General features: G+C 71.7%; 19 protein-coding genes. 10 read left to right on the top strand and 9 right to left on the bottom strand.

Annotated elements, in window-relative coordinates; all coding sequences use genetic code 11:
- The first annotated feature begins 50 nt into the window (after window positions 1-50).
- The 7 genes from MDN94_RS14490 to MDN94_RS14460 all read left to right on the top strand — a co-directional run bounded on the left by MDN94_RS14490 (window position 51) and on the right by MDN94_RS14460 (window position 8814).
- Window positions 51-863, top strand: coding sequence for a nucleotidyltransferase domain-containing protein (locus tag MDN94_RS14490; protein ID WP_482726220.1), 813 nt, complete (start codon window positions 51-53; stop codon window positions 861-863).
- A gap of 111 nt (window positions 864-974) precedes the next feature.
- The gene (locus MDN94_RS14485; RefSeq protein WP_482726219.1) at window positions 975-1616 is read left to right on the top strand and encodes a GNAT family N-acetyltransferase; all 642 of its coding nucleotides are present in this window, start codon (window positions 975-977) and stop codon (window positions 1614-1616) included.
- A 158-nt stretch (window positions 1617-1774) separates the two neighbouring features.
- Window positions 1775-2470, top strand: a complete 696-nt coding sequence (locus MDN94_RS14480; protein WP_482726218.1) for a spermidine synthase — start codon at window positions 1775-1777, stop codon at window positions 2468-2470.
- 103 nt (window positions 2471-2573) lie between these two features.
- Complete coding sequence (locus MDN94_RS14475; RefSeq protein ID WP_037776309.1) at window positions 2574-3311, top strand: response regulator transcription factor; 738 nt, start codon at window positions 2574-2576, stop codon at window positions 3309-3311.
- The gene (locus tag MDN94_RS14470; RefSeq protein ID WP_482726217.1) at window positions 3308-4411 is read left to right on the top strand and encodes a HAMP domain-containing sensor histidine kinase; all 1104 of its coding nucleotides are present in this window, start codon (window positions 3308-3310) and stop codon (window positions 4409-4411) included. The genes MDN94_RS14475 and MDN94_RS14470 overlap by 4 nt, the downstream gene beginning before the upstream one ends.
- 323 nt (window positions 4412-4734) lie before the next feature.
- The gene (locus MDN94_RS14465; protein WP_482726216.1) at window positions 4735-8553 is read left to right on the top strand and encodes a multifunctional oxoglutarate decarboxylase/oxoglutarate dehydrogenase thiamine pyrophosphate-binding subunit/dihydrolipoyllysine-residue succinyltransferase subunit; all 3819 of its coding nucleotides are present in this window, start codon (window positions 4735-4737) and stop codon (window positions 8551-8553) included.
- 78 nt (window positions 8554-8631) lie between these two features.
- Entirely contained in the window at window positions 8632-8814 is a 183-nt protein-coding gene (locus MDN94_RS14460) for a DUF6104 family protein (RefSeq protein WP_005312030.1), read from the top strand.
- 65 nt (window positions 8815-8879) lie between these two features.
- Here the strand turns inward: MDN94_RS14460 and MDN94_RS14455 are convergent, their stop codons facing one another.
- Window positions 8880-9638, bottom strand: a complete 759-nt coding sequence (locus MDN94_RS14455; protein WP_482726215.1) for a hypothetical protein — start codon at window positions 9636-9638, stop codon at window positions 8880-8882.
- A 172-nt stretch (window positions 9639-9810) separates the two neighbouring features.
- On the opposite strand from MDN94_RS14455, the gene MDN94_RS14450 reads away from it, so the two are divergent.
- Both MDN94_RS14450 and MDN94_RS14445 read left to right on the top strand, forming a co-directional pair.
- The gene (locus MDN94_RS14450) at window positions 9811-10680 is read left to right on the top strand and encodes a DUF4097 family beta strand repeat-containing protein (RefSeq protein ID WP_482726214.1); all 870 of its coding nucleotides are present in this window, start codon (window positions 9811-9813) and stop codon (window positions 10678-10680) included.
- A 1-nt stretch (window position 10681) separates the two neighbouring features.
- Entirely contained in the window at window positions 10682-11686 is a 1005-nt protein-coding gene (locus tag MDN94_RS14445) for a PadR family transcriptional regulator (protein ID WP_482726213.1), read from the top strand.
- A gap of 52 nt (window positions 11687-11738) precedes the next feature.
- On the opposite strand, the gene MDN94_RS14440 is transcribed toward MDN94_RS14445, so the two are convergent.
- The 3 genes from MDN94_RS14440 to MDN94_RS14430 are packed head-to-tail and all read right to left on the bottom strand — an operon-like array spanning window position 11739 to window position 15326.
- The gene (locus MDN94_RS14440) at window positions 11739-12311 is read right to left on the bottom strand and encodes a Clp protease N-terminal domain-containing protein (protein WP_482726212.1); all 573 of its coding nucleotides are present in this window, start codon (window positions 12309-12311) and stop codon (window positions 11739-11741) included.
- Window positions 12311-12520, bottom strand: coding sequence for a helix-turn-helix domain-containing protein (locus tag MDN94_RS14435; protein ID WP_159687353.1), 210 nt, complete (start codon window positions 12518-12520; stop codon window positions 12311-12313). The genes MDN94_RS14440 and MDN94_RS14435 overlap by 1 nt, the downstream gene beginning before the upstream one ends.
- 49 nt (window positions 12521-12569) lie before the next feature.
- Window positions 12570-15326 carry a type 1 periplasmic-binding domain-containing protein gene (locus MDN94_RS14430; protein WP_482726211.1) on the bottom strand — a complete coding sequence of 919 codons (2757 nt, stop codon included), beginning with the start codon at window positions 15324-15326 and terminating at the stop codon, window positions 12570-12572.
- Between the two features lie 117 nt (window positions 15327-15443).
- Between MDN94_RS14430 and MDN94_RS14425 the strand changes: the two genes are divergently transcribed.
- Window positions 15444-16289, top strand: coding sequence for an MBL fold metallo-hydrolase (locus MDN94_RS14425; protein WP_482726210.1), 846 nt, complete (start codon window positions 15444-15446; stop codon window positions 16287-16289).
- Here MDN94_RS14425 and MDN94_RS14420 read toward each other — a convergent pair.
- The 5 genes from MDN94_RS14420 to MDN94_RS14400 all read right to left on the bottom strand — a co-directional run bounded on the left by MDN94_RS14420 (window position 16267) and on the right by MDN94_RS14400 (window position 22457).
- Window positions 16267-17670, bottom strand: coding sequence for a cellulase family glycosylhydrolase (locus MDN94_RS14420; protein ID WP_482726209.1), 1404 nt, complete (start codon window positions 17668-17670; stop codon window positions 16267-16269). The two genes, MDN94_RS14425 and MDN94_RS14420, sit on opposite strands and share 23 nt — an antisense overlap.
- 63 nt (window positions 17671-17733) lie before the next feature.
- Window positions 17734-18699, bottom strand: coding sequence for a zinc-binding dehydrogenase (locus tag MDN94_RS14415; RefSeq protein ID WP_482726208.1), 966 nt, complete (start codon window positions 18697-18699; stop codon window positions 17734-17736).
- Window positions 18700-18762: 63 nt separating this feature from the next.
- Window positions 18763-20328 (bottom strand): alkaline phosphatase D family protein, encoded by a 1566-nt coding sequence (locus MDN94_RS14410; protein ID WP_482726207.1) that lies wholly within the window; start codon window positions 20326-20328, stop codon window positions 18763-18765.
- Window positions 20325-20915 (bottom strand): phosphoesterase, encoded by a 591-nt coding sequence (locus MDN94_RS14405; protein ID WP_482726206.1) that lies wholly within the window; start codon window positions 20913-20915, stop codon window positions 20325-20327. The genes MDN94_RS14410 and MDN94_RS14405 overlap by 4 nt, the downstream gene beginning before the upstream one ends.
- Window positions 20916-21245: 330 nt before the next feature.
- Complete coding sequence (locus MDN94_RS14400; RefSeq protein ID WP_356621366.1) at window positions 21246-22457, bottom strand: NAD(P)-dependent malic enzyme; 1212 nt, start codon at window positions 22455-22457, stop codon at window positions 21246-21248.
- Window positions 22458-22778: the final 321 nt, after the last annotated feature.

The raw sequence follows: 22778 nt of genomic DNA, 5'->3' as shown, positions 1-22778 counted from the left end.
TCGGCGAAATCCGGTGGGCGACAGGACCCGGACAGGGCGACAGTGACCCGATGGACAGCAAAGGGCTGAACCCGGACGGGACCATCGCACGCGAGGGTGCGCTCGACCGCGTGACCCCGGCCTTCGCGCCGGTGGTGGCCGCCGCCGGCACGGAGATCGCCGGCCGTTTCGGCGACGGCAGGCTGCACAGCGCCTATCTCTACGGGAGCATCCCGCGTGGCACCGCCGTCCCCGGAGCCTCGGACCTCGACCTGCTGCTGGTCCTGCACACGGAGCCCACGGACAGGGACCGGGCGGACGCCGACGCGACGGAGGCGGTGCTCGACGGGGAGTTCGACGCGATCGACGGCGCCGGCATCCTGCTGGTCGGCGTCGATGCGGCACTCACCGAGGCCGAGCGGTACGACCTGGGCTTCTTCATCTCCTGCCTGTGCACCCTGCTGACCGGCGAAGACCTCGCCGCCCACCTTCCCGCCCAGTACCCCACGTCACTACTGGCACGCGAGACCAACGGCGACCTGGACCTCCTCCTGCCTCGCTGGCGCACCCGGCTGCGCGACGCCGTGACGGACGCCGACCGGCGCGCGCTGTGCCGGACGGCCGCACGGCGGCTCGTACGGTCCGGATTCACACTGGTCATGCCCCGCTGGGGCGGCTGGACCAGCGACCTGGATGCACAGGCGGAGCTGTTCGCCGGCCATTACCCGCAGCGGGCCGACCAAATGCGGCTGGCCGCCGCGGCCGCCCGCCGCCCGACGCAGGACGAGGCGGTGATCCGCACGCTGGTCCAGGAGCTGGGGCCGTGGATGGCCGCGGAGTACACGGCGACTCACGGGACCAAGGCGGCCCGGCCGGCACCGTGACCGTGCGTGACCCACATCACCTCGGAATCAGGTCGCGATCACCCGCCCTCCCACTGTGTAATATCCAAAAGAGCACTTCATCTATTACTTACTCGCTTGAGGAGTTCCCGGATGCCGTTCCCGTCGACCGCGGAGATCGTCCACGCATGGGTCCACGGCTGGGTCGTCTCGCGCGGCGCGGCCGACCCCACGCCCAGACCGTGGGGCTTCACGGTGGACGTCGGACAGGTCAAGCACGCCACCCGTCATGTCCTCACCTCGGACGACGAGGCAACCGTGCGCAAGGTCGCCGCGGAGGTGGCCGCGCCGACGGTCTGGCTGAAGGTCTTCGCCGACCCCGTCCGCGTCCTCGAATGGGCGGGCCCCGCGTGGGCCGTCGACGAGCCCGGCTGGCTGATGTCCACCGAGCTGCGCCGCACCCCGACCACGGTGCCCGCCGGTTACACGTTGAGGACCTGGACGCGCGGCGGTGTCGTGCGGGCCCTGGTCGTGGGGCCTGACGGGTCGTTCGCGGCGCGCGCCCAAGTCGCCCCCACCGGGCGCACGGCCGTCGTAGACCAGGTGGAGACCGCGCCCGAGCACCGCCGCAGGGGCCTCGGCCGGCTGGTGGTGAACACGCTCCACAACGCCGCCCTCGACCACGGGGCCCGCGTCGGTGTACTGGGCGGCACACCGGACGGCCGGGCGCTCTACGAGTCCCTGGGCTGGCACACCCACGCACCGCTGGTCAGCCTGTATCACCGGCCGGCATGACCGCGCCCCGCACCGGGACGGAGGCTTCAAGAACCCGCACCGACGCGGGCGCGCCCACCCCCCGTGGCCGCAAATCGGTTTGTCCCCCTCACATCGGCCCGGCCAAGATGGGGTAGCGATCCGTGTCGTCCCGCACAGCCGCCCGGAGGTCGAGAACCATGCCGTTCCCCGCCGCAGACGCCCCTGTCACCGTCGACCGACGGGAGGGATCCTGTGGCGAGATCGTGCTGCGCAGGCGGGAGTCCGGTGAAGAGTCGGTGTACGAGATCATCGCGAACGGCTGCTTCCTGATGGACACCTCCGACGGGAGGTCGGAGCGGCTGCTGGTCGACGCCGCACGCCGGGCGATCGGCACCGGGAACGTGGCGCCCCGCCTCCTCATCGGCGGCCTCGGGGTCGGCTTCTCGTTCGCCCACGCCGCCACCGACCCGTCCTGGCGGCGGATCGCCGTGGTGGAGAGGGAGGAGGCCGTCATCGACTGGCACCGCGGCGGCCCGCTCGCCGCGATCTCCGGCGACGCCCTCGGCGACCCGCGCTGCCTGATCCTTCACACGGATCTCCTCGAGTACCTCCGCTCGACCACGGACCGTTATGACGCTCTGTGCCTCGACATCGACAACGGGCCCGACTGGACGGTCACCGAGGACAACGGTGATCTCTACTCGCCGTCCGGACTCGAGGCGTGCAAAGGCGCGTTGGACCCCGGCGGGGTGCTGGCCGTATGGTCCGCGAAGCCGTCCACCAGCTTTGAGGACGCGTTGCGGAATGCCGGGTTCACTGGGGTAAGGACCGAAGAGATCCGCCTTGCCCGAGGCGTACCGGACGTGGTCCACCTCGGCGTTCGCCCTGCGTAGCCGGGACGCCGTCGCTGCCTTTACGCTGCTGGACTACACACGGGATCTACCTTCGAACCGGATCCACATGCAGCTCGCAGAGAACGCGTACAAGGGCGGGGCGATGGAGCAGACACACACCACGCAAAACGGCGTCGCGGCCACACCCGGGGCCCAGCGCCGGGTGCTGGTGGTCGAGGACGACGCGACGATCGTCGACGCCATCGCCGCACGGCTGCGGGCGGAGGGCTTCCTGGTGCAGACGGCACTGGACGGCCCTGCCGCCGTCGACGCCGCGGACGCCTGGCAGCCGGACCTGATGGTCCTCGATGTGATGCTGCCCGGCTTCGACGGGCTGGAGGTCTGCCGCCGGGTCCAGGCGCAGCGGCCCGTTCCGGTGCTGATGCTCACGGCCCGTGACGATGAGACGGACATGCTCGTCGGGCTGGGCGTCGGCGCCGACGACTACATGACCAAGCCCTTCTCGATGCGGGAGCTCGCGGCCAGGGTGCACGTCCTGCTGCGCCGCGTGGAGCGTGCCGCGCTCGCCGCGGTGACACCCCGCAGCGGCATCCTGCGCCTCGGCGAGCTCGAGATCGACCACGCTCAGCGCCGTGTAAGGGTCCGGGCGGAGGACGTCCATCTGACGCCCACCGAGTTCGACCTGCTGGTGTGCCTCGCGAACACGCCGCGCGCCGTCCTCTCCCGTGAGCAGTTGCTCGCCGAGGTGTGGGACTGGGCGGACGCCTCCGGGACCCGCACGGTCGACAGCCACATCAAGGCGCTGCGCCGCAAGATCGGCGCCGAGCGCATCCGCACCGTCCACGGGGTCGGGTACGCGCTGGAGACGCCGGCGCCATGAAACGGCGGCGGCCGGGCGGTGGACCGGGGCGGCTGAGTACCGCGTCCATCACGATATCGATCAAGACCAAACTCAGCACGCTCGTCGTGGTCTCGGTCTTCATCACCACCGGTCTGATGCTGATGGCGTTCCACAGCAAGACCGAGGTGCGTTTCATCACGGTCTTCACGATCATCGCGACCCTGCTGATCACGCAGTTCGTGGCGCACGGCCTGACCGCCCCGCTGGACGAGATGAACACGGTCGCCAAGGGCATATCCCACGGCGACTACACCCGCCGGGTACGCGGCGCCGACCGGCGGGACGAGCTCGGCGACCTAGCCTCCACGATCAACCGCATGGCCGACGACCTCGAGGCCGTGGACCGGCATCGCAAGGAGCTCGTCGCCAACGTCTCGCACGAGCTGCGCACCCCCATCGCCGCGCTGCGCGCCGTGCTGGAGAACGTCGTCGACGGGGTCTCCGCCGCCGACCCGGAGACGATGCGGACGGCGCTGAAGCAGACGGAGCGCCTCGGCCGCCTGGTGGAGACACTGCTCGACCTGTCCCGGCTCGACAACGGCGTGCTGCCGCTGAAGGCCCGGCGCTTCGAGGTCTGGCCCTATCTGTCGGGGGTGCTGAAGGAGGCCAATCTCGCCTCCTCGCGACGCAACCTGGCCTCCGGATCGGGCCATCACACCCGCACCGACGTCCATCTCCACCTGGACGTCTCCCCGCCGGACCTGACCGCGCACGCGGACGCCGAGCGGCTGCACCAAGTGGTGGCGAACCTCATCGACAACGCCGTGAAGCACTCGCCGCCGCACGGCCGGGTGACGGTACGGGCCCGGCGCGGCCCGCACCCCGAGTCGCTCGACCTCGAGGTGCTGGACGAGGGCCCGGGCATCCCCGAGCAGGAGCGCCACCGGGTCTTCGAGCGTTTCAACCGGGGCCGCGTCCCCTCACCGCACGGTCCGGGCAGCGACGGCGGCACGGGCCTGGGCCTGGCGATCGCGCGCTGGGCGGTCGATCTGCACGGCGGCCGCATCGGGGTGGCCGAATCCGCACACGGCTGCCGCATCCAGGTCACTCTTCCGGGACTCAGGACGGCACGCCCTTGACGTAGGGTTCGAACCGGAAGCGCAGATTCTCCGTGTAAGTGTTCGGTACACGGGAAGCCGATGTGCACAGCTGCGGAAAGCAGCCGGTCAGCACGTCGCCGGGCACCGTCAGGGGGTGCGGGCCAGGGGCCCGTAGCCGCCGTCAGGCGTACCCCCAAGCGACCGAACCATGCTTGTTTCCCGCCATTAACAGCCCCGAAACGCGCCGTTCGGTGTGACTTGCGCGACGTTGACCGGCCCGGTCTGCACCTCCCGGCCAGGGAGGCGTAGCCTTTATTTCCGCTGTCCATCACCTTGTGAAGCGGAAGAGGGCGGTTCTCGCCGTGTCGTCTCAGTCCCCCAGTAACTCGAGCATCTCGACCGACCAAGCCGGGCAGGGTCAGAACCCTGCCGCCGCCTTCGGTGCCAATGAGTGGCTCGTCGACGAGATCTACCAGCAGTACCTCCAGGACCCGAATTCGGTCGACCGTGCCTGGTGGGACTTCTTCGCCGACTACAAGCCGGGAGCGGCCGCCACGGCGGACACCCCCGCCGCCGGCGCGAAGCAGACTCAGAGCGACGCGGCCGCGGGGGCCGCGGCCGCACCCGCCCCGGCCGCCGCCGCTCCGGCCCGGCCCGCGACCCCGGCGCAGCCCGCCCCGGCCGCCCCGGCCCCGGCCGCCCCCGCCGCTCAGGTTCCGGCTCCGGCTCCCGCCAAGGCGGCCCCCGCGCCCGCCCCTGCGAAGCCCGCCGCCAAGCCGGCGCCGGCCGCCAAGGCCGACGGCACGCAGGCCGACGGCCCCGAGTTCGTGACGCTGCGCGGCCCGGCCGCCGCGGTCGCGAAGAACATGAACGCCTCGCTGGAGCTGCCCACGGCCACGTCCGTGCGCGCGGTGCCGGTGAAGCTGCTCTTCGACAACCGCATCGTCATCAACAACCACCTCAAGCGCGCCCGCGGCGGGAAGATCTCCTTCACGCACCTCATCGGGTACGCGATGGTGCAGGCCATCAAGGCCATGCCGTCGATGAACTGGTCCTTCGCGGAGAAGGACGGCAAGCCGACCCTGGTCAAGCCGGACCACGTCAACTTCGGTCTGGCCATCGACCTGGTGAAGCCGAACGGCGACCGCCAGCTGGTCGTCGCGGGCATCAAGAAGGCCGAGACGCTGAACTTCTTCGAGTTCTGGCAGGCCTACGAGGACATCGTCCGGCGCGCCCGCACCAACAAGCTGACGATGGACGACTTCACCGGCGTCACCGTCTCGCTGACCAACCCCGGCGGCCTCGGTACCGTCCACTCCGTGCCGCGGCTGATGCCCGGACAGTCGGTCATCATGGGCGTCGGCTCCATGGACTACCCGGCCGAGTTCCAGGGCACTTCGCAGGACACCCTGAACAAGCTGGGCATCTCCAAGGTGATGACCCTCACCTCGACGTACGACCACCGCGTCATCCAGGGCGCCGCGTCGGGCGAGTTCCTTCGGATCGTCGCCAACTTCCTCCTCGGCGAGGAAGGTTTCTACGACGAGATCTTCGAGTCGCTGCGCATCCCGTACGAGCCGGTCCGCTGGCTCAAGGACATCGACGCCTCGCACGACGACGACGTCACCAAGGCCGCCCGCGTCTTCGAGCTGATCCACTCCTACAGGGTGCGCGGCCACGTCATGGCCGACACCGACCCGCTGGAGTACCGCCAGCGCAAGCACCCCGACCTCGACATCACGGAGCACGGGCTCACCCTGTGGGACCTGGAGCGCGAGTTCGCCGTCGGCGGCTTCGCCGGCAAGTCGATGATGAAGCTGCGCGACATCCTCGGCGTGCTGCGTGAGTCGTACTGCCGCACCACCGGCATCGAGTTCATGCACATCCAGGACCCGAAGCAGCGCAAGTGGCTCCAGGACCGGGTCGAGCGCGCCACCACCAAGCCGGAGCGCGAGGAGCAGTTGCGCATCCTGCGCCGGCTGAACGCCGCGGAGGCCTTCGAGACCTTCCTGCAGACCAAGTACGTCGGCCAGAAGCGCTTCTCGCTCGAGGGCGGCGAGTCCGTCATCCCGCTGCTCGACGCGGTCATCGACTCGGCCGCCGAGTCGCGCCTCGACGAGGTCGTCATCGGCATGGCCCACCGCGGCCGGCTGAACGTGCTGGCGAACATCGTCGGCAAGTCGTACGCCCAGATCTTCCGCGAGTTCGAGGGCAACCTCGACCCGAAGTCGATGCACGGCTCCGGCGACGTGAAGTACCACCTGGGTGCCGAGGGCACCTTCACCGGTCTCGACGGCGAGCAGATCAAGGTCTCGCTCGTCGCCAACCCCTCCCACCTGGAGGCCGTCGACCCGGTCCTCGAGGGTGTCGCCCGCGCCAAGCAGGACGTCATCAACAAGGGCGGCACGGACTTCACCGTCCTGCCGATCGCCCTGCACGGTGACGCGGCCTTCGCCGGCCAGGGCGTCGTCGCCGAGACGCTCAACATGTCGCAGCTGCGCGGCTACCGCACCGGTGGCACGGTCCACGTCGTCATCAACAACCAGGTCGGCTTCACGGCGGCGCCGGAGTCCTCGCGTTCGTCGATGTACGCGACCGACGTGGCCCGCATGATCGAGGCGCCGATCTTCCACGTGAACGGCGACGACCCGGAGGCCGTGGTCCGCGTCGCGCGGCTCGCCTTCGAGTTCCGCCAGGCGTTCAACAAGGACGTCGTGATCGACCTCATCTGCTACCGCCGCCGCGGTCACAACGAGGGCGACAACCCGCAGTTCACCAACCCTCAGATGTACAACCTGATCGACAAGAAGCGCTCGGTGCGCAAGCTCTACACCGAGTCGCTCATCGGTCGCGGCGACATCACGCTGGAAGAGGCCGAGCAGGCGCTCCAGGACTTCCAGGGCCAACTGGAGAAGGTGTTCGCGGAGGTCCGCGAGGCCACCAGCCACCCGGCCCCGGCCCATGTCCCGGACGTCGAGGCCGAGTTCCCGGTCGCGGTCACCACGGCGGTCTCCCAGGAGGTCGTCAAGCGGATCGCCGAGTCCCAGGTCAACATCCCCGACAACATCACCGTGCACCCGCGGCTCATGCCGCAGATGCAGCGCCGCGCGGCGTCGGTCGAGGACGGCACGATCGACTGGGGCATGGGCGAGACCCTCGCCATCGGCTCGCTGCTGATGGAGGGCACCCCGGTCCGGCTCTCCGGCCAGGACACCCGCCGTGGCACGTTCGGCCAGCGCCACGCGGTGCTGGTCGACCAGGAGACCGGCGAGGACTACACCCCGCTGCTCTACCTGTCGGAGGACCAGGCCCGCTACAACGTCTACGACTCGCTGCTCAGCGAGTACGCGGCGATGGGCTTCGAGTACGGCTACTCGCTGGCCCGCCCGGACGCGCTGGTCATGTGGGAGGCCCAGTTCGGTGACTTCGTCAACGGCGCGCAGACCGTCGTCGACGAGTTCATCTCCTCCGCCGAGCAGAAGTGGGGCCAGCACTCCGGCGTCACGCTGCTCCTCCCGCACGGCTACGAGGGCCAGGGCCCGGACCACAGCTCCGCGCGTCCCGAGCGCTTCCTCCAGATGTGCGCGCAGGACAACATGACGGTCGCGATGCCGACCCTGCCGTCGAACTACTTCCACCTGCTGCGGTGGCAGGTCCACAACCCGCACCACAAGCCGCTGATCGTCTTCACCCCGAAGTCGATGCTGCGTCTGAAGGCCGCGGCGTCCAAGGTGGAGGAGTTCACCACCGGCGGCTTCCGCCCGGTGATCGGCGACGACTCGGTCGACCCGAACGCCGTCCGCAAGGTCGTCTTCTGCTCCGGCAAGGTCTACTACGACCTGGAGGCCGAGCGTCAGAAGCGCGGCGTCACGGACACGGCGATCATCCGCCTCGAGCGTCTGTACCCGCTGCCGGGTGCGGAGGTCCAGGCCGAGATCGCCAAGTACCCGAACGCCGAGAAGTACCTGTGGACGCAGGAGGAGCCGGCGAACCAGGGCGCCTGGCCGTTCATCGCGCTCAACCTGATCGACCACCTCGACCTGGCCGTCGGCGCGGACATCCCGCACGGCGAGCGTCTGCGCCGCATCTCGCGCCCTCACAGCTCGTCCCCGGCGGTGGGCTCGGCGAAGCGCCACCAGGCGGAGCAGCAGCAGCTCGTCAACGAGGTCTTCGACGCGTAGCCGGCACCCCGGCTGCCTCGACGAATGCCCGGCCCGGCCCCGCGAACACCTCGCGGGGCCGGGCCATATTCTGTTCGTATGTACTTCACCGATCGCGGTATCGAGGAGCTGGAGAAGCGGCGCGGCGAGGAGGAGGTCACTTTCGAGTGGCTCGCCGAGCAGCTTCGGACCTTCGTCGACCTCAACCCGGACTTCGAGGTCCCCGTCGAACGCCTCGCCACGTGGCTGGCCCGCCTGGACGACGAGGACGACGAGGAGTAGGTCCGCCGCGCGGGGCCGTCCTCGCGCCGGCCGCTTCCCGGGCCGGGATTGTGTACCGCGGCCGGTCAGGACCGCAGGCGCTCCCGTACCAGCGGCACCAGCCCGTGCACGATGAGCACCGCCCCCGCCGCCGCCCATCCCCCGCTGCGCCGTCGCACCCCGAGCACCACCAGTGCCAGCCCCGCCGCCGGCTGGACCGCTCCAGCCGCACGGAGCCAGGAGGCACGCGGCAGGCCCGGCGGTTCGGGCGGGGCTGCGGAGTCGGTCTCCTCGACGGCCGCCGCGTGCGCGGCGGTGCGGAGAGCGTCCGCCGGGGTACCTGGCGCCAGACCGCTCGGGAGGTCGAGGCCGTGGCGGGTGAGCACGGCCGTCAGGCCGACCAGCCTGGCCCTCGCGTCGGACTCGGGGTCGGGGAGCATCAGCGGTTCCAGGGCCTGGATGTCGAGGACCGGGTCGAGCCCGAGCCGTGCGGCGAAGGTCCGCATCGCCTCGTCCTCGCCGACGGGGGTGCCGTCGGCGAGCCAGATGTATCCGACCGGGCGGCGGAAGCCGGATGCCATGGTGAACCCGGCCCCGTCGTCGTCCCACCAGAGCGCCAGGACGGGACGGCCGGTGCCGATCGACAGTGCCGCGGCCCAGCCGCCGAGCACCGCGTCCACCGCCTCGCCGCCCTCCCGCCAGGGGCTGCCCTCGGGGACGAGCACGCTCCACTCCTGCCCTGCGGGGGCGAGGACCATCGGTTCGCGCAGCAGGCGGGCCGGGAGCCGGAGGGCCGCGGGTTCGGCACGGCAAAGCAGCACGGCTCCCACTGGTGTCGCGTTCATGCCCTCACGCTAGGGCAGTTTGTCCCGTAATCGTCACCGACGGGGCGCGTCGCCCCGCCGGGGGCCGCCTGAGGGAAAGGCACTCGCGCTTGACATCGCGACACCGCGATATATCGTGTTGCCATCGAGACGCGATATGTTGCGTCGTGGCCGGCCCCGGGAGGTCAGCACCATGGCAGAGACGACGTGGGAAGTCGCCGAGCCCCAGAAGCTCACCCTCGACGACCCGCTGACGACGCTCAATGTGCGTGTCGTCAACGGGACGGTCAACGTCGTGGGCACGGACGAAGGTTCCACCCGCCTCGAGGTCTCCGAGATCGAGGGCCCGCCCCTCGTCGTGACCAGGAACGGGTCGACCCTGACCATCGCGTACGAGGACCTGCCCTGGAAGGGGTTCCTCGAGTGGCTCGACCGCAAGGGCCCCCGCCGCAGCGCCGTCGTCTCGATCGCGGTACCCGCGGCGACGACCGTCGAGGTCGGCGTCGTCGGCGCGGGAGCCGTCGTCTCCGGTGTGCGGGGCACGACCGTGGTGCGCGGTGTCAGCGGCGACACCACTCTGGTGGGGCTGGCGGGCGCCGTCCGCGCCGACACCGTCACCGGCAACGTCGAGGCCCAGTCGGTCACCGGCGACCTGCGCTACAACTCGGTCTCCGGCGACCTGACGGTGATCGACGGCGCGGGCGCCGGCGTGAAGGCCGACTCGGTCAGCGGCGACATGGTCATCGACCTCGACCCGGGCGGCAAGCCCACGGACATCCGGCTGACCACTGTCTCCGGCGAGATCGCGGTCCGGCTGCCGCACCCGGCGGACGCCCGGGTCGACGCGAACACGGCCGGCGGCGCGATCTCCAACGCCTTCGACACTCTGCGGGTCAGCGGCCAGTGGGGTGCCAAGCGGCTCACCGGAACCCTGGGCGCGGGAACCGGCACGCTCAAGGCGACCACCGTCTCCGGTTCCATCGCCCTCCTCCGCCGGCCTCCCTCGGAAGAGGATCCCTACGAGGGAACACCCGCGGACGCCCCGAGTGGGAAGGTGCTCTGACATGCCCCCCGTCTTCGCCCACGGCCGGCTCCGTCTCTACCTGCTGAAGCTGCTCGACGAGGCCCCGCGCCACGGCTACGAGGTCATCCGCCTGCTCGAGGAGCGCTTCCAGGGCCTGTACGCGCCGAGCGCCGGCACCGTCTACCCGCGGTTGGCCAAGCTGGAGGCCGAGGGGCTCGTCACCCACGCCACCGAAGGCGGCCGCAAGGTCTACTCGATCACCGACGCCGGCCGGGCGGAGCTGGCCGGACGCAGCGGCGAACTGGCCGACCTCGAACTGGAGATCCGCGACTCGGTCTCCGAACTGGCCGCCGAGATCCGTGACGACGTCCGCGGCGCGGCGGGCAAGCTGCGCAGCGAGATGCGCGCGGCGGCGACCCGAACCGGCAAGAGCGGTACCGGCAAGGGCGAATGGACCCCGGGCCGGGGGAACTTCGGCGACCTCGGGGATTTCGGCGACCTCGCGGACAGCGAGTCATGGCGGGCCGCGAAGGAGGAGCTGAAGCGCGCCAAGCAGGAGTGGAAGGAGCAGGCGCGCCGCGCGAAGGACGAGTCGCGCCGGGCCCGCGAGGACGCACAGCAGGCCCGCCGGCAGGCGCAGGAGGCGCAGGAGACCGCCCGCGCCGAGATGCAGCGGATCGCCCGCCAGGTCCAGGAGCAGGTCCAGGACCACTTCGCCCGCGGTGACTGGCCGACCGGCGTGCGGGAGGGCCTGTCGGAGCTGACCGGTCAGCTCGGCGGACTGGCGCGGGGGACGGCCTGGCCGCCGTTCGTCAAGCCCGAACCCGCGGGCGCGGACCCGAACTGGGCGAAGGACACCGTGGACCCGGAGGACTCGGCCGACCCGGCCCGTGACCTGGAGCGGCTGCTCGATCGCTTCCGGGACGACGTACGGGACGCGGCACGGGACCACGGTGTGACGGCGGAGCAACTGGGCGATGCCCGCCGCCATCTGTCGACGGCGGCGGCCCACATCGTGGCTCTGCTCCGCGGCGGCACGGACTGACCGCCGGACCGGGGGGCGCGGCCGGCGCATCACGTCAGCGAGAGCGGCCGGGTCAGCCGGCCCGCGCCGCGCCGCCGTCCGTCCCGCCGAACATCGCCCGTTCCAGCGCGCCGTACGTCGCCCCGTGTTCGGCGAGGACCTCCGGGACGACGCCGCGGCCCGAGGCGAGGGCCAGCAGGATGTGCTCGGCGCCGATGGTCCGGTCGCGTCGGCCCAGGGCGATCCGCAGCGACTTCTCCAGGATCGACTTCGCCTCCCGGGTGAAGGCGCGGTGGCCCGACCACCAGCGCCGGTCCTTGCGGTCGCCGGCCAGCGCACCGGCCCCGTGGGTCTCCTCGACGCTGGCGACGATCGCGCCGACGTCGATGCCCAGGCCGGCCAGGGCCTCCTCGTCCGCCTTCGTCATGCCGCCGCGCCGGCGTACGTCGGCGAGGGACGCCTCGAGGGCGGCCCGCCGGTCCATGACGCCGAGGGCCGTGAACGCGAAGGCGGTGCGTGAGCCGCCGAGGTCCAGCAGGGCGAGGAGCAGGTGCTCCTCGGTGACCGTGGACGAATCGGCCCGTTCCGCGTGTGCGGTGGCGCCGGTCACCACCGCCCGGGCGTCCTTGGTGAAGCGTTCGAACATCACAGCCTCCCGTGCTTCTTGTGGACCGCTTGGCGGCTGACACCCAGCTCCGCCGCGATCTCCTGCCACGACCAGCCCTGGTTGCGGGCGCTTCTGACCTGTACGGCTTCCAGCTGCTCCAGCAGCCGCCGCAGCGCGGCGACCGCCCGCAGCCCGACGCGCGGATCGCGGTCGCCCGCACGCTCGGCGAGTTCTGTTGCTTCGGTCATGCCTGTCAACTTACATTGACAGGCGAGGGGATGTCAACCGCGGTTGACATCAGGGGCAGGGATGCTTCTCCGGCCCCCAGACCTCACGCACGTCACCGCGCGCCACCGTCCCGCAGAGCAGCACCGTCCGCGACCCCTTCGCACCGCCCTGCTCCACAGCCGTCAGCTTCTTCTCCGTCAGCCGCCCGCCGCCGGCCGCCCCGTGCGCCTCGATCCGTCCGGTGGCCCCGTCGAAGCCTCCGCCGCCGAGCCCCTGGTAGAGCACCGCCTGAAGCAGACCGCGGTCGAGCCGCTCGTCGTTGCCGCCCGTTCCACGCCAAGCCTGGTCGACGCCCTCCGCCAGATAGCGCATCGCGTCCCAGGCGAGCGCCACATGGGCGTCCTGCCGCATCGCGCCGGTACGGGCGCCGTGGTCGTCCGCGTAGGTGCGGTCGTACGCAGAGAGGAAGGCAGCGGCCTCGCCGCTCGCTCCGGACAGGGCGGGCGCCCTGCCGTGCGAGACGTAGTACAGCGTCAGCCCGGCGAAGACCTCCCACGGACGGTGCTCCTCCGTCAGCGCGTTGGTGACGTCGTCGCCGCCGAGTACGGCGACCTTCGGACAGTCACGCGAGTCGCGCGCCAGCTCCCCGAGGAACAGCTGCAAGTGGCTGCCCCGTCCCGCCCACACGACCGCCGTGCGCGGCTCGGCCGCCACCGCACGGCAGACCTCACGCGCCAGATCCTCCATGGCCTGGACCGAGGGCCCCACCGGGCCGCCCGGCACCGGCGAGGGCTCGGGCGCGTCCGTCGGCGTGTAGAGCAGCACGTCGGTGCGTTCGTCGCCGTACGCCGACCGGAACGCCGTCGCCAGGCTCGCGCTGTACGCGTCCGAGGGGTCGGCGATCAGCCTCACCCTCAGCGCGGTCCGGCCCTCCACCACCGCGGCGTGCTCGGCGAAGGACGCCATCACCTGGCCGGCCCGGGTGTCCGTCGGTGCGGTCTGGTAATAGTGCTCGCCCTGGCGGAGCAGCTCGTCGGCGGTGCCGGAGGTGCCGACCATCGGCAGGCCCGCCTCGTCGAGGATGGCCATCGCCTCATAGGTGCGCCGTCGACTCTGGCCGAAACCGACGACCCCCACGATCGAACGGTCCTTATCCGCGAGGTCGACGATCCGCCGTGCCACCGCAGGGGCGTCCTTGAACCGGTCGCCCGCGTTCGCGGCGAGCACCCGCAGCGGCACCCGCTCACCGGTGCGCAGCGCCTGCGCGTTCACATATGCCTGCGCGAGGGCGAGACCCCGCAGTTCGGCGAGCGTGCCGCCGCGCACCGGATCCTCCGCGTCCTTGCCGCCGCTGAGCGGCCCGAAGTACACGACGGTCCGGGAGCGCGGGCGCGGGTCGTCGGCTTCCCGGCCGGAGAGCTCCCGCTCCACCTGCTCGTTCTGCTGCTCTATGCGCTGCAGCACGTCCCGTACGGCCCGCTCGCTGTCGCCCGTGCCGAAGCCCGCGGCACCCTCAGCGACACCGACGCACTGCCCGTCGGTGCCGAGGAAGGTGGAGCCGAGACACGGGTCGGGCCCGACCCTGGTGAACGGCACACCGGCGAGCAGCCCGGCGGTGACCGCGAGGGCCAGCACCCCGGCGCCGAGCGCGCCCACCACCTCCACGCCAGGCCCCCAGCGGTGCGTGGGCGGGGCGAGCGTCGGCCAGCGGCCCAGCCAGTACGTGGCCGCCTGGTCGTCCTCCGGGCCCTCCTCGACCGGGACGACCATGCCGGAGGGGCGGCCCGGCGGGGTGCCGCGCTGGGCGATGTTGGCCAGGTCCGCCCCTGCGGCGGACAGCCCCGGGACCTCGATGTCGGGGATCCGGCTGGCGAGGGTGCGCACCCCGGCGGCCACGGCCACCACCGAGGTGCACCTCAGGTCCTCCATGGCCGAGCGCAGTTCCCTCAGGAAGCGCTGGATGCGCGACTCGGCGGGCCCTGCCTCCTCCACCAGGAGCACGAAGCGGCTGACCCGGCGCCGCCGCCACGGGTCGAAGGGCCGTTTACGACCGGCGGCCTCCAGGTCGGCGAGCAGCGCGTGCACCAGGATCCGGTCGAGCTGCTCCGGATCGCCCTCCGGGCCGCCGCCCACCAGGTCGAGGGCGGAGCGGAAGAACTCGGAGGGCGGGGTCCCCTGCTGCTGCCGTACCCACTCCGCGTACCACCGGCGGCCCCCGGAGCGGCCGCGGCCCAGCATCCGGCGGTTGGCCCTGCGGCCGTACAGGGCTCGCGGCAGCCGCTGGAACAGCGGACCGGCGATGAAATTCCACAGCAGCTCGAGCAGTGTGCCGCCGTTCGCCTGGTCCCGGCCGCCCAGCCACCACAGGCTCCGGGCAAGCGCGGAGACCTCTCGGTGCTGGGCGTAGCAGTGGTCCCGCAGCTCCCCGGGACGCCGTTCCATCAGGCCGCCGACGGCGGGCGCGCAGACGACGCTGCGCAGCAGCCGGTAGGAGGGCAGCCGCAGCCGCCCGGTGCCCGGCGGCATCGAGGCGTCGAGCTGGAAGGCGATCTGCTCGAACAGGTCGAGCGGCGGCTCCGCCGGGTCGGCCGGCACCGCCGGCACGCAGGCGTGCGGGGCGAGCCGCCCCTGCCGGCCGCGTAACCGGGTGCGCAGACCCGCGACGATCCGGCGGCCGGCCCGCCCGTCGCCCGGCTCGCTCAGGAGCACCACGGGCACCTGGCTGCGGCTTCGCCGTGGCTGGACGACGAGCTTGTCGAAGGCGTCGACGAAGCGTTCGACGCCCGGGTACGCCGGAATCCGGCTCTGCTGATCCCCCGTTGACACTGTTCCTCCCCCTTCACGCGCGACCGCGTGGTGTCAGTGCTCGTGCCCCGCATCGATGGGCCGCAATCGTCGCGGCGGCCCTCCCCGGCGGACCATGGGCCGCGTACCGTGGGCCACGTGATCGACTTCCGTACAGACGCTCCTGTCGCCGGCAGCCTTGATGTCCGGTGGCACGCCGGCAGCCCGGCGCCCGGGGACGACACCGCGCCCGCGATTCAAATCCATGCCTACAGCGAGCACACGCTGATTTTGCGTCAGAACAAGTCGGTGCACTTCGAGGCGCCGTTCCTGTACCTGCTGTTCGGCAACGAACGGGCGCTGCTGCTGGACACCGGCGCGACCGCCGACCCGGCCGCGATGCCGCTGCGCGCCACCGTCGACACGCTGATCGGGCAATGGCTCGCCCGGCACCCGCGGGAGCGGTACGGGCTGGTCGTCGCCCACACCCACGGGCACGGGGACCACATCGCGGGCGACGCGCAGTTCGCGGACCGTCCGTACACCGAGGTCGTGGGGCCGTCCCTCGACGCGGTGACGGCGTACTTCGGCTTCGAGCAGTGGCCGCTGCGGCCCGCGGAACTGGATCTCGGCGGCCGGGTACTGGACCTGCTGCCCGGACCCGGCCACGAGGAGGCCGCCGTCGTCTTCCACGACCGGCACACCGGTCTCCTGCTGACCGGAGACTCGCTCTACCCGGGCCGGCTCTACGTCGGGGACACCCCTGCCTTCGCCGCCACGGTCGACCGGCTGCTGGCCTTCTGCGCGACGAACCGGGTGACCCATGTCCTCGGCTGCCACATCGAGATGACCCGCACGCCGGACGACGACTACCCGCGCGGTACGACCTACCAGCCGGACGAGCCGCCGCTCGAGCTGACGCCGGACCATCTGCGCCGGCTGCGCGACGCGCTCGCCCGCCGCCAGGGCCCGAGCGGCGACTTCATCGTGGTGTACGAGGACTGACCCGGACGGTGACGTGTTCGCCGGTGCGGGCGTGGACGCGCACCGTGGCCGTCCGGCCGGCTTCGACGGTACGGACCCGCGGCCAGGCACGGCCCGTCACCTCGATCCGCCAGCCGCTCGCGCGGGGCGGCACCGAGACCTCGGTGACTCCGCGCGCCGAGCGGTACTCCAGCCGGTACGTTCCGCTGTCCGGCGCGTACTCCTCGGCCGTCACCCTGCCCGCCACGGCCGGCGTGTACGGAGCGGCCGTCTGCTCCTTGTTGGTGCGGAAGCGGCCTTCCGCGTCGACCGCGCAGTAGCCGCCGCCGTAGCACCAGACGTAGCCTGCCCAGCCGGAGCCGTAGCGGTTGAGGGAGGCGAGTGCTTCCCGGTAGAAGCGGCCCATGTTCGGCAGCGCGTTGTTGAGCGGGCCCCACTCGCCGACCACGACCGGCATCCGGTACCGCGCGGGGTACTCGGTCACGGCGCGCTCGTACGCTTCGATCCAGCCCGCCGACGGGTCGTAGTCGGCGCCCGCCTCCATGGCGGTGTTGTAGAAGTGCGGGGCGTAGACCGTCTTCGGATCGTCGATCCGACCCAGCCCGGTCGGCACGCCTTCGCCGACGATAGGCGTGGGCTCCACGAACAGCCAGGTGTCCCGGTCCACGGACCGGACCGCATCCGCGATCCGGTTGTACATCGGCGTGAGCTGCTCGGCCTCGATGCGCCGGGCGGCCGCCGGCAGGTCCTCGCCCTCCCGGATCTCACCCATCGGCTCGTTGATGAGGTCGTAGCCGATGACGGCGGGGTGGTCCGCGAAGCGGTCGGCCAGCACCCGCCACATCGCGGCCTGGGCGCCGCGCAGGTCGGGGTCCTCGTAGAGGTGCGTGAACGCGCGCTGGACGGCGGGCTCGAAGTATTCGGCGAACCAGTCGTCGGGGTGCGGGGTGAACGGCAGCCCGTCCGTCCTGGTCGCCCACTCAGGGATGCCGCGGTGGCCGAAGGCGGGGCCGAAGACGTCCTGGTGGGCGTCGATCAGCACATGGACGCGGTATTTGTGCGCCCAGTCCAGTACCTGGTCGATCTTGCGCAGGTACCGCTCGCTGTACCTGCCCCGCAGCGGCTCCAGGTCGTCCCAGAAGACGAGGAGCCGGGCGAAGTTGAAGCCCTGGGCACGCAGGTCGCGGAAGTGCCTTTCGGTGATCGCGGACAGGGCGGCCTCGCCCCGGTGGGTCTTGTCCTCGACGTTCCAGCCGCGCAGGGTCAGGACCCGGCCGCGGTCGTCGGTCAGCCTCGGTATGCCGTCAGGCGCGGCGCCGGCCGTTGTGCCGTGTGCCCCGGCGGGCGCGGCACAGAGCAGCAGGAGCGCGGAGACGAGGACGGCGAGCAGTCGGCGGTACATGAGGAACCTCCGGCACGGTCGTGGACCAGTGCCGGAGATCCCATCAGCAGAACTGACGAACCATCAAGAGTTGGTGAGCACAATCTTCCCGAACAGTTCACCGGTGGCCATCTTCTCGAAGCCCTCCCTGGCCCGGTCCAGCGGCAGCACCTCGTCGATGACCGGCCGCACACCCGTGGCCGCGCAGAAGGAGAGCAGGTCCTCCAGCTCGTCCTTGGAGCCCATCGTCGAGCCGACGACCTTCAGCTCGAGGAAGAAGATCCGGGTGAGTTCGGCGTGCGCGGGACGGTCACCGCTCGTCGCCCCTGAGATCACCAGGGTCCCGCCCGGCCGCAGCGACTTGACCGAGTGGGACCAGGTCGCGGCGCCGACCGTCTCGATGACGGCGTCCACCCGGCGCGGCAGCCGCGCTCCCGGCTCGTACGCCTCCTCGGCCCCCAGCTCGACGGCGCGCTTGCGCTTGGCCTCGTCGCGGCTGGTGGCGTACACACGCAGGCCCGCAGCCCTGCCGAGCACGATCGCGGCGGTGGCCACGCCGCCGCCCGCGCCCTGCACCAGGACAGAATCACCAGGACGCACACCGGCGTTGGTGAAGAGCATCCGGTAGGCGGTGAGCCAGGCGGTCGGCAGGCAGGCGGCCTGCTCGAAGGTGAGTTCCTTCGGCTTCGGCAGCACGTTCCACGCAGGCACGCTGACCTGCTCGGCGAAGGTGCCCTGGTAGCGCTCGGTGAGGATGGAACGGGGCTCGTCGGGGCCGACACCGTGGCCGCTCTGCCCGATGACGGAGTGGAGGACCACCTCGTTCCCGTCCTCGTCGATGCCGGCGGCGTCGCAGCCGAGGATCATCGGCAGCTTGTCCTCCGCGAGACCGACCCCCCGCAGCGACCACAGGTCGTGGTGGTTGAGGGAAGCGGCCTTGACGGTCACGGTCGTCCAGCCTGGGCGTGCCTGAGGTGCCGGGCGTTCGCCCAGTTCAAGGCCGTTGAGGGGCTGGTCGCGGTCGATGCGGGCGGCGTAGGCGGCGAACATGACCTTGAGAGTAGGGCGGGCCGGTGCGTGGCGGAACCACGCACCGGTGTGACACGCGTCCCGCTAGTCCCTCCGCCACTGGGCCGGCGAGTGCTTCGTCGCCGGGTCCTCGTACGAACCGGTGCTGCCCCGGTCGATGTGGAAGGTCGTCAGCGTGGTGACGGGCGACGCCGGGTCGCGGCGGTCCGCGATCACCCTCATGTGGGCGCTGAACCGCTCCGGGGTCACCTCGTACACGTCGTAGCCGTAGCGGTTGCCCTCGAAGTACTTCAGGTGCGGGTTCGCCGCGCCCATCAACGGACCGTTCGTCCGGTTCCAGTCCGCCGAATAGGCCCCTGATGTGACGGAGTGCGCGGTGAACTCCGTGCCCACGACCGGGGACGAGAGGTCGTCGAAGTCGGTTCTGATGTCGTCGACGAACGCGGAGTGCCAGTCGCCGGTGATGACGACGAGGTCCTCGAGGCCACTGCTGTGCACATGGCCCAGCACCTCCTTGCGTTCCGCGAGAAAGCCGTCCCACTGATCGGTGAACATGTACGGGCCGCCCGGCCGTCCGCGGAGCTGGCTGAGCATGATCGAGTTGGCCCAGACGTGCCACGCGTCGGGCGCCCGGTCGATGCCCCGCTTCAGCCAGGACTTCTGCTCCTCGCCGAGGATCGTGCCGTCGGGAAGGTTCTGCGCGGAGCGGTACGAACGCAGGTCGAGCACCGTCAGCTCCAGCAGGTCGCCCCAGCGGCGGACCCGGTGGATCTCCGGATCGGGCAGCGCGAAGGCGCTGTCGTCGCGGTGCGGCTGGTGCTCGTACCAGGCCTGGTACGCGGAGGCCTTGCGCTGCATGAACGGTGCGCCGCCGCCGGTTCCCGAGTAGTCGTTCACCACCTCGTGGTCGTCCCAGGTCAGGAACCAGGGGTGGGCGGCGTGCGCCTCACGCAGGGACGCGTCGCCCTTGTAGAGGGCATGGCGGCGGCGGTAGTCGGCGACGGTGAAGACCGACGGCCCCTCGTGGTCGCGGACGTGGTCCGCGGGGACGCCGCCGACCTGGCCGTGCTCGTAGACGTAGTCACCGAGGTGGACCACGAAGTCGACGTCCTCGCGGGCGATTGCGCGATGGGCGGCGTAGAAGCCGTCGTGGAACGCCTGGCAGTTGGCGGCGGCGAACCTGACCGGGCGGGCGCCCCCGGCCGGCGCGGTGCGGGTGCGGCCGATCCGGCTGGTCCTGCCCAGGGCCTTGAACGCGTACCAGTAGCGGGTGTCCGGGCGCAGCCCCGGGACGGGCACATGGACGCTGTGGCCGAGGGTCGCGGAGGCGGGGGCCGTGCCGCGGGCCACCACCTGGCGGAGTGTCCGGTCCAGGGCCACGATCCACTCGACCTCGACGACCTCCGGCAGGGGCTGCTCGGCGGCCAGCGGTTCCGGCGCGAGCCGGGTCCACAGCAGGACGCTGTTCGCAAGCGGGTCGCCGGACGCGACCCCGAGGGTGAACGGCGCCGGGTCGTAGTCGGCGCCGAGGGCCTCCGCCGCCTCGCGGGCCTGAGCGGGTGAAAGCCCGGCGCTCAGCGGCCACGCCAGGTTGAGGGCGCCCACGGCGGCCGCCGCCTTGAGCAGGTTCCGTCGGTCGGTCCTGGTCACGTCAGTCCCCCCGCGGCTCCGGTCGTGGCCGCCAGAGCGAGCGATATCCCGTCGGCGTACCCGTCGTTGGACGTCCCGCCACCGCTGCGGGTGAGGACGAGCAGCAGGCGTGCGCTGCGGGCGCCGGGCGGCACGGCGGCGGACGCGGTGCGCTCCAGAAGCCCGGTGCGCCCGCCGCGGTCCGCGGCGGTCACGGGCCCGAGCACGCTCAGCGCCACGGGCGTGCCCTTCACGTCGCGGAACTCGACGGAGAGCCTGGCACCGTCCTCCTGGGCGGCGTATCCGCCGAGCCAGGCGGTCAATGTGTACCGGACCCGTCCCGCGTCGACGGCCGCCCGGCCGGTCGCGCCGGTGCCGGGCAGTTCGATGTCCTGCACGAGGGCGGTGCGGGGCGAGTCGCCGCCGCTGAAGAACCGCGAGCCGCGGCGGACGGGCCCGGGATCGGCGGGGGTCGGATAGCCGGCGCCCACGCTGTACCCGACGAGCGCCGGGGCGCCCTGAGCGACGACCCAGCCGGTCACGCTGCCGACGGGCTCGGCGCTCCCTCCCGGCCCGCTCTCGGCATCGCCGTTGACGACCAGATTCACAAGGGGCCTCCTGGGGGACGCGTGCCGGCCGCGGACGCGGGCCGCGGAGCATCACAGCAGCACCGGATGAACCCCGGAAGACCCCCACGGGAACACCCGCCCCGATTCGGCCACACCCCACGCACGGCCCCGCGTCGCACGCCGTCCGCCCCCGGGCAGGGGATGCCTCGCGTCGCATCCCCGGGGGCGCGCCGCCGGCCCTGCCCGGCCGCGGGAAGCCCGCCGGAGCCGCGCCCGGCGGAGTCCCCGCCGGACAGGAACCGGGCCGTGTCGTACCCCCGCACGGGGTACGACACGGCCCGGTTCGTCCAGCCGTGGTGCCGACTCGGGTCAGCGGCGGGCGACACCCTCTGCCCGCGCCGCCGCGGCCACCGCCGCGGTCACCGCGGGCGCGACCCGCTCGTCGAAGGGCGAGGGGATCACGTAGTCGGCCGAGAGCGCGTCACCGACGACGTCGGCCAGCGCGTCCGCCGCCGCGATCTTCATGCCCTCGGTGATCCGCGACGCCCGAACCTGGAGCGCGCCCGCGAAGATGCCCGGGAAGGCGAGGACGTTGTTGATCTGGTTCGGGTAGTCCGAACGGCCGGTGGCCACGACCGCCGCGTACTTGTGCGCGACGTCGGGGTGCACCTCCGGGTTCGGGTTGGCCATGGCGAAGACGAACGACCCCGGCGCCATGGACGCGACAGCGGCCTCCGGCACCGTGCCGCCGGAGACGCCGATGAAGACGTCCGCGCCGGCCAGCGCGTTCTCCAGGGAGCCCGAGAGGCCCGCGCGGTTGGTGAGCTCGGCAAGCTCACGCTTGACCGGCGTCAGGTCCTCACGGTCACGGCTGACGATGCCCTTGCGGTCGGCGACCGCCACGTCGCCGAGACCGGCCTCCAGCAGGAACTTCGCGATCGCCACACCGGCCGCGCCCGCGCCGGAGATGACACCGCGCAGGTCGCCGAGCGTGCGCCCGGTCAGCTTGGCGGCGTTGCGCAGGGCGGCGAGGGTCACGACGGCGGTGCCGTGCTGGTCGTCGTGGAAGACGGGGATGTCGAGGCGCTCCTGGAGCTTGCGCTCGATCTCGAAGCACCGCGGTGCCGAGATGTCCTCGAGGTTCACTCCGCCGAATGACGGCGCGAGACGCACGACGGTCTCGACGATCTCGTCGGCGTCGGTGGTGGCGAGGGCGATCGGGACCGCGTCCACGCCGCCGAACTGCTTGAAAAGGATCGCCTTCCCTTCCATGACCGGGAGGGATGCCTCCGGTCCGATGTCTCCGAGACCGAGCACCGCCGTTCCGTCCGTCACGACGGCGACGACCTGGGACTTCCAGGTGTAGTCGTGCACGAGCTCGGGCCGCTCCGCGATGGCGGTGCAGACCTTGGCGACGCCGGGTGTGTAAGCGAGGGACAGGTCGTCCTTGTTCCGCACCGGCACAGTGGCCTGGACGGCCATCTTGCCGCCGCGGTGCAGTGCGAACGCCGGATCGAAGGGCTCGTCGGCGCTCTCCGTGTCGGCGCTGTCGCTGCGAGGATTGACGATCTCCGCTGCCATGTGGTTGACCCCTTAGGTCTTCATCAGTTGAGGGTGGCCACTCCTGGTTGAGGAGGGGTGGGCGGGCACCGCGTCCGTTCCCTGCGCTAGGGCGGTTGGCCCGCCCCGGCAGGGGGAGGTACGTACGCGCGGGCGCGCCGCACACGCGCCCTGAGCCCCGGATGAGGGGTGTAAGGATCCTTCTTACCGGACGGACCACACCGCGGACGAGTCGATATGCGCTCGGTGACGCGGTTCATAGCCAGAAACCAGGACAAGCCCGCCAGGTGCCGCCGAACCCGCCCAGAAGGCAAGACGGCCGAAGATCTTCCGGTCGTAAGA

It is taken from the genome of Streptomyces sp. WAC00040 (genome assembly GCF_056835925.1).
This window is presented reverse-complemented; position numbering and strand designations above follow the sequence as displayed.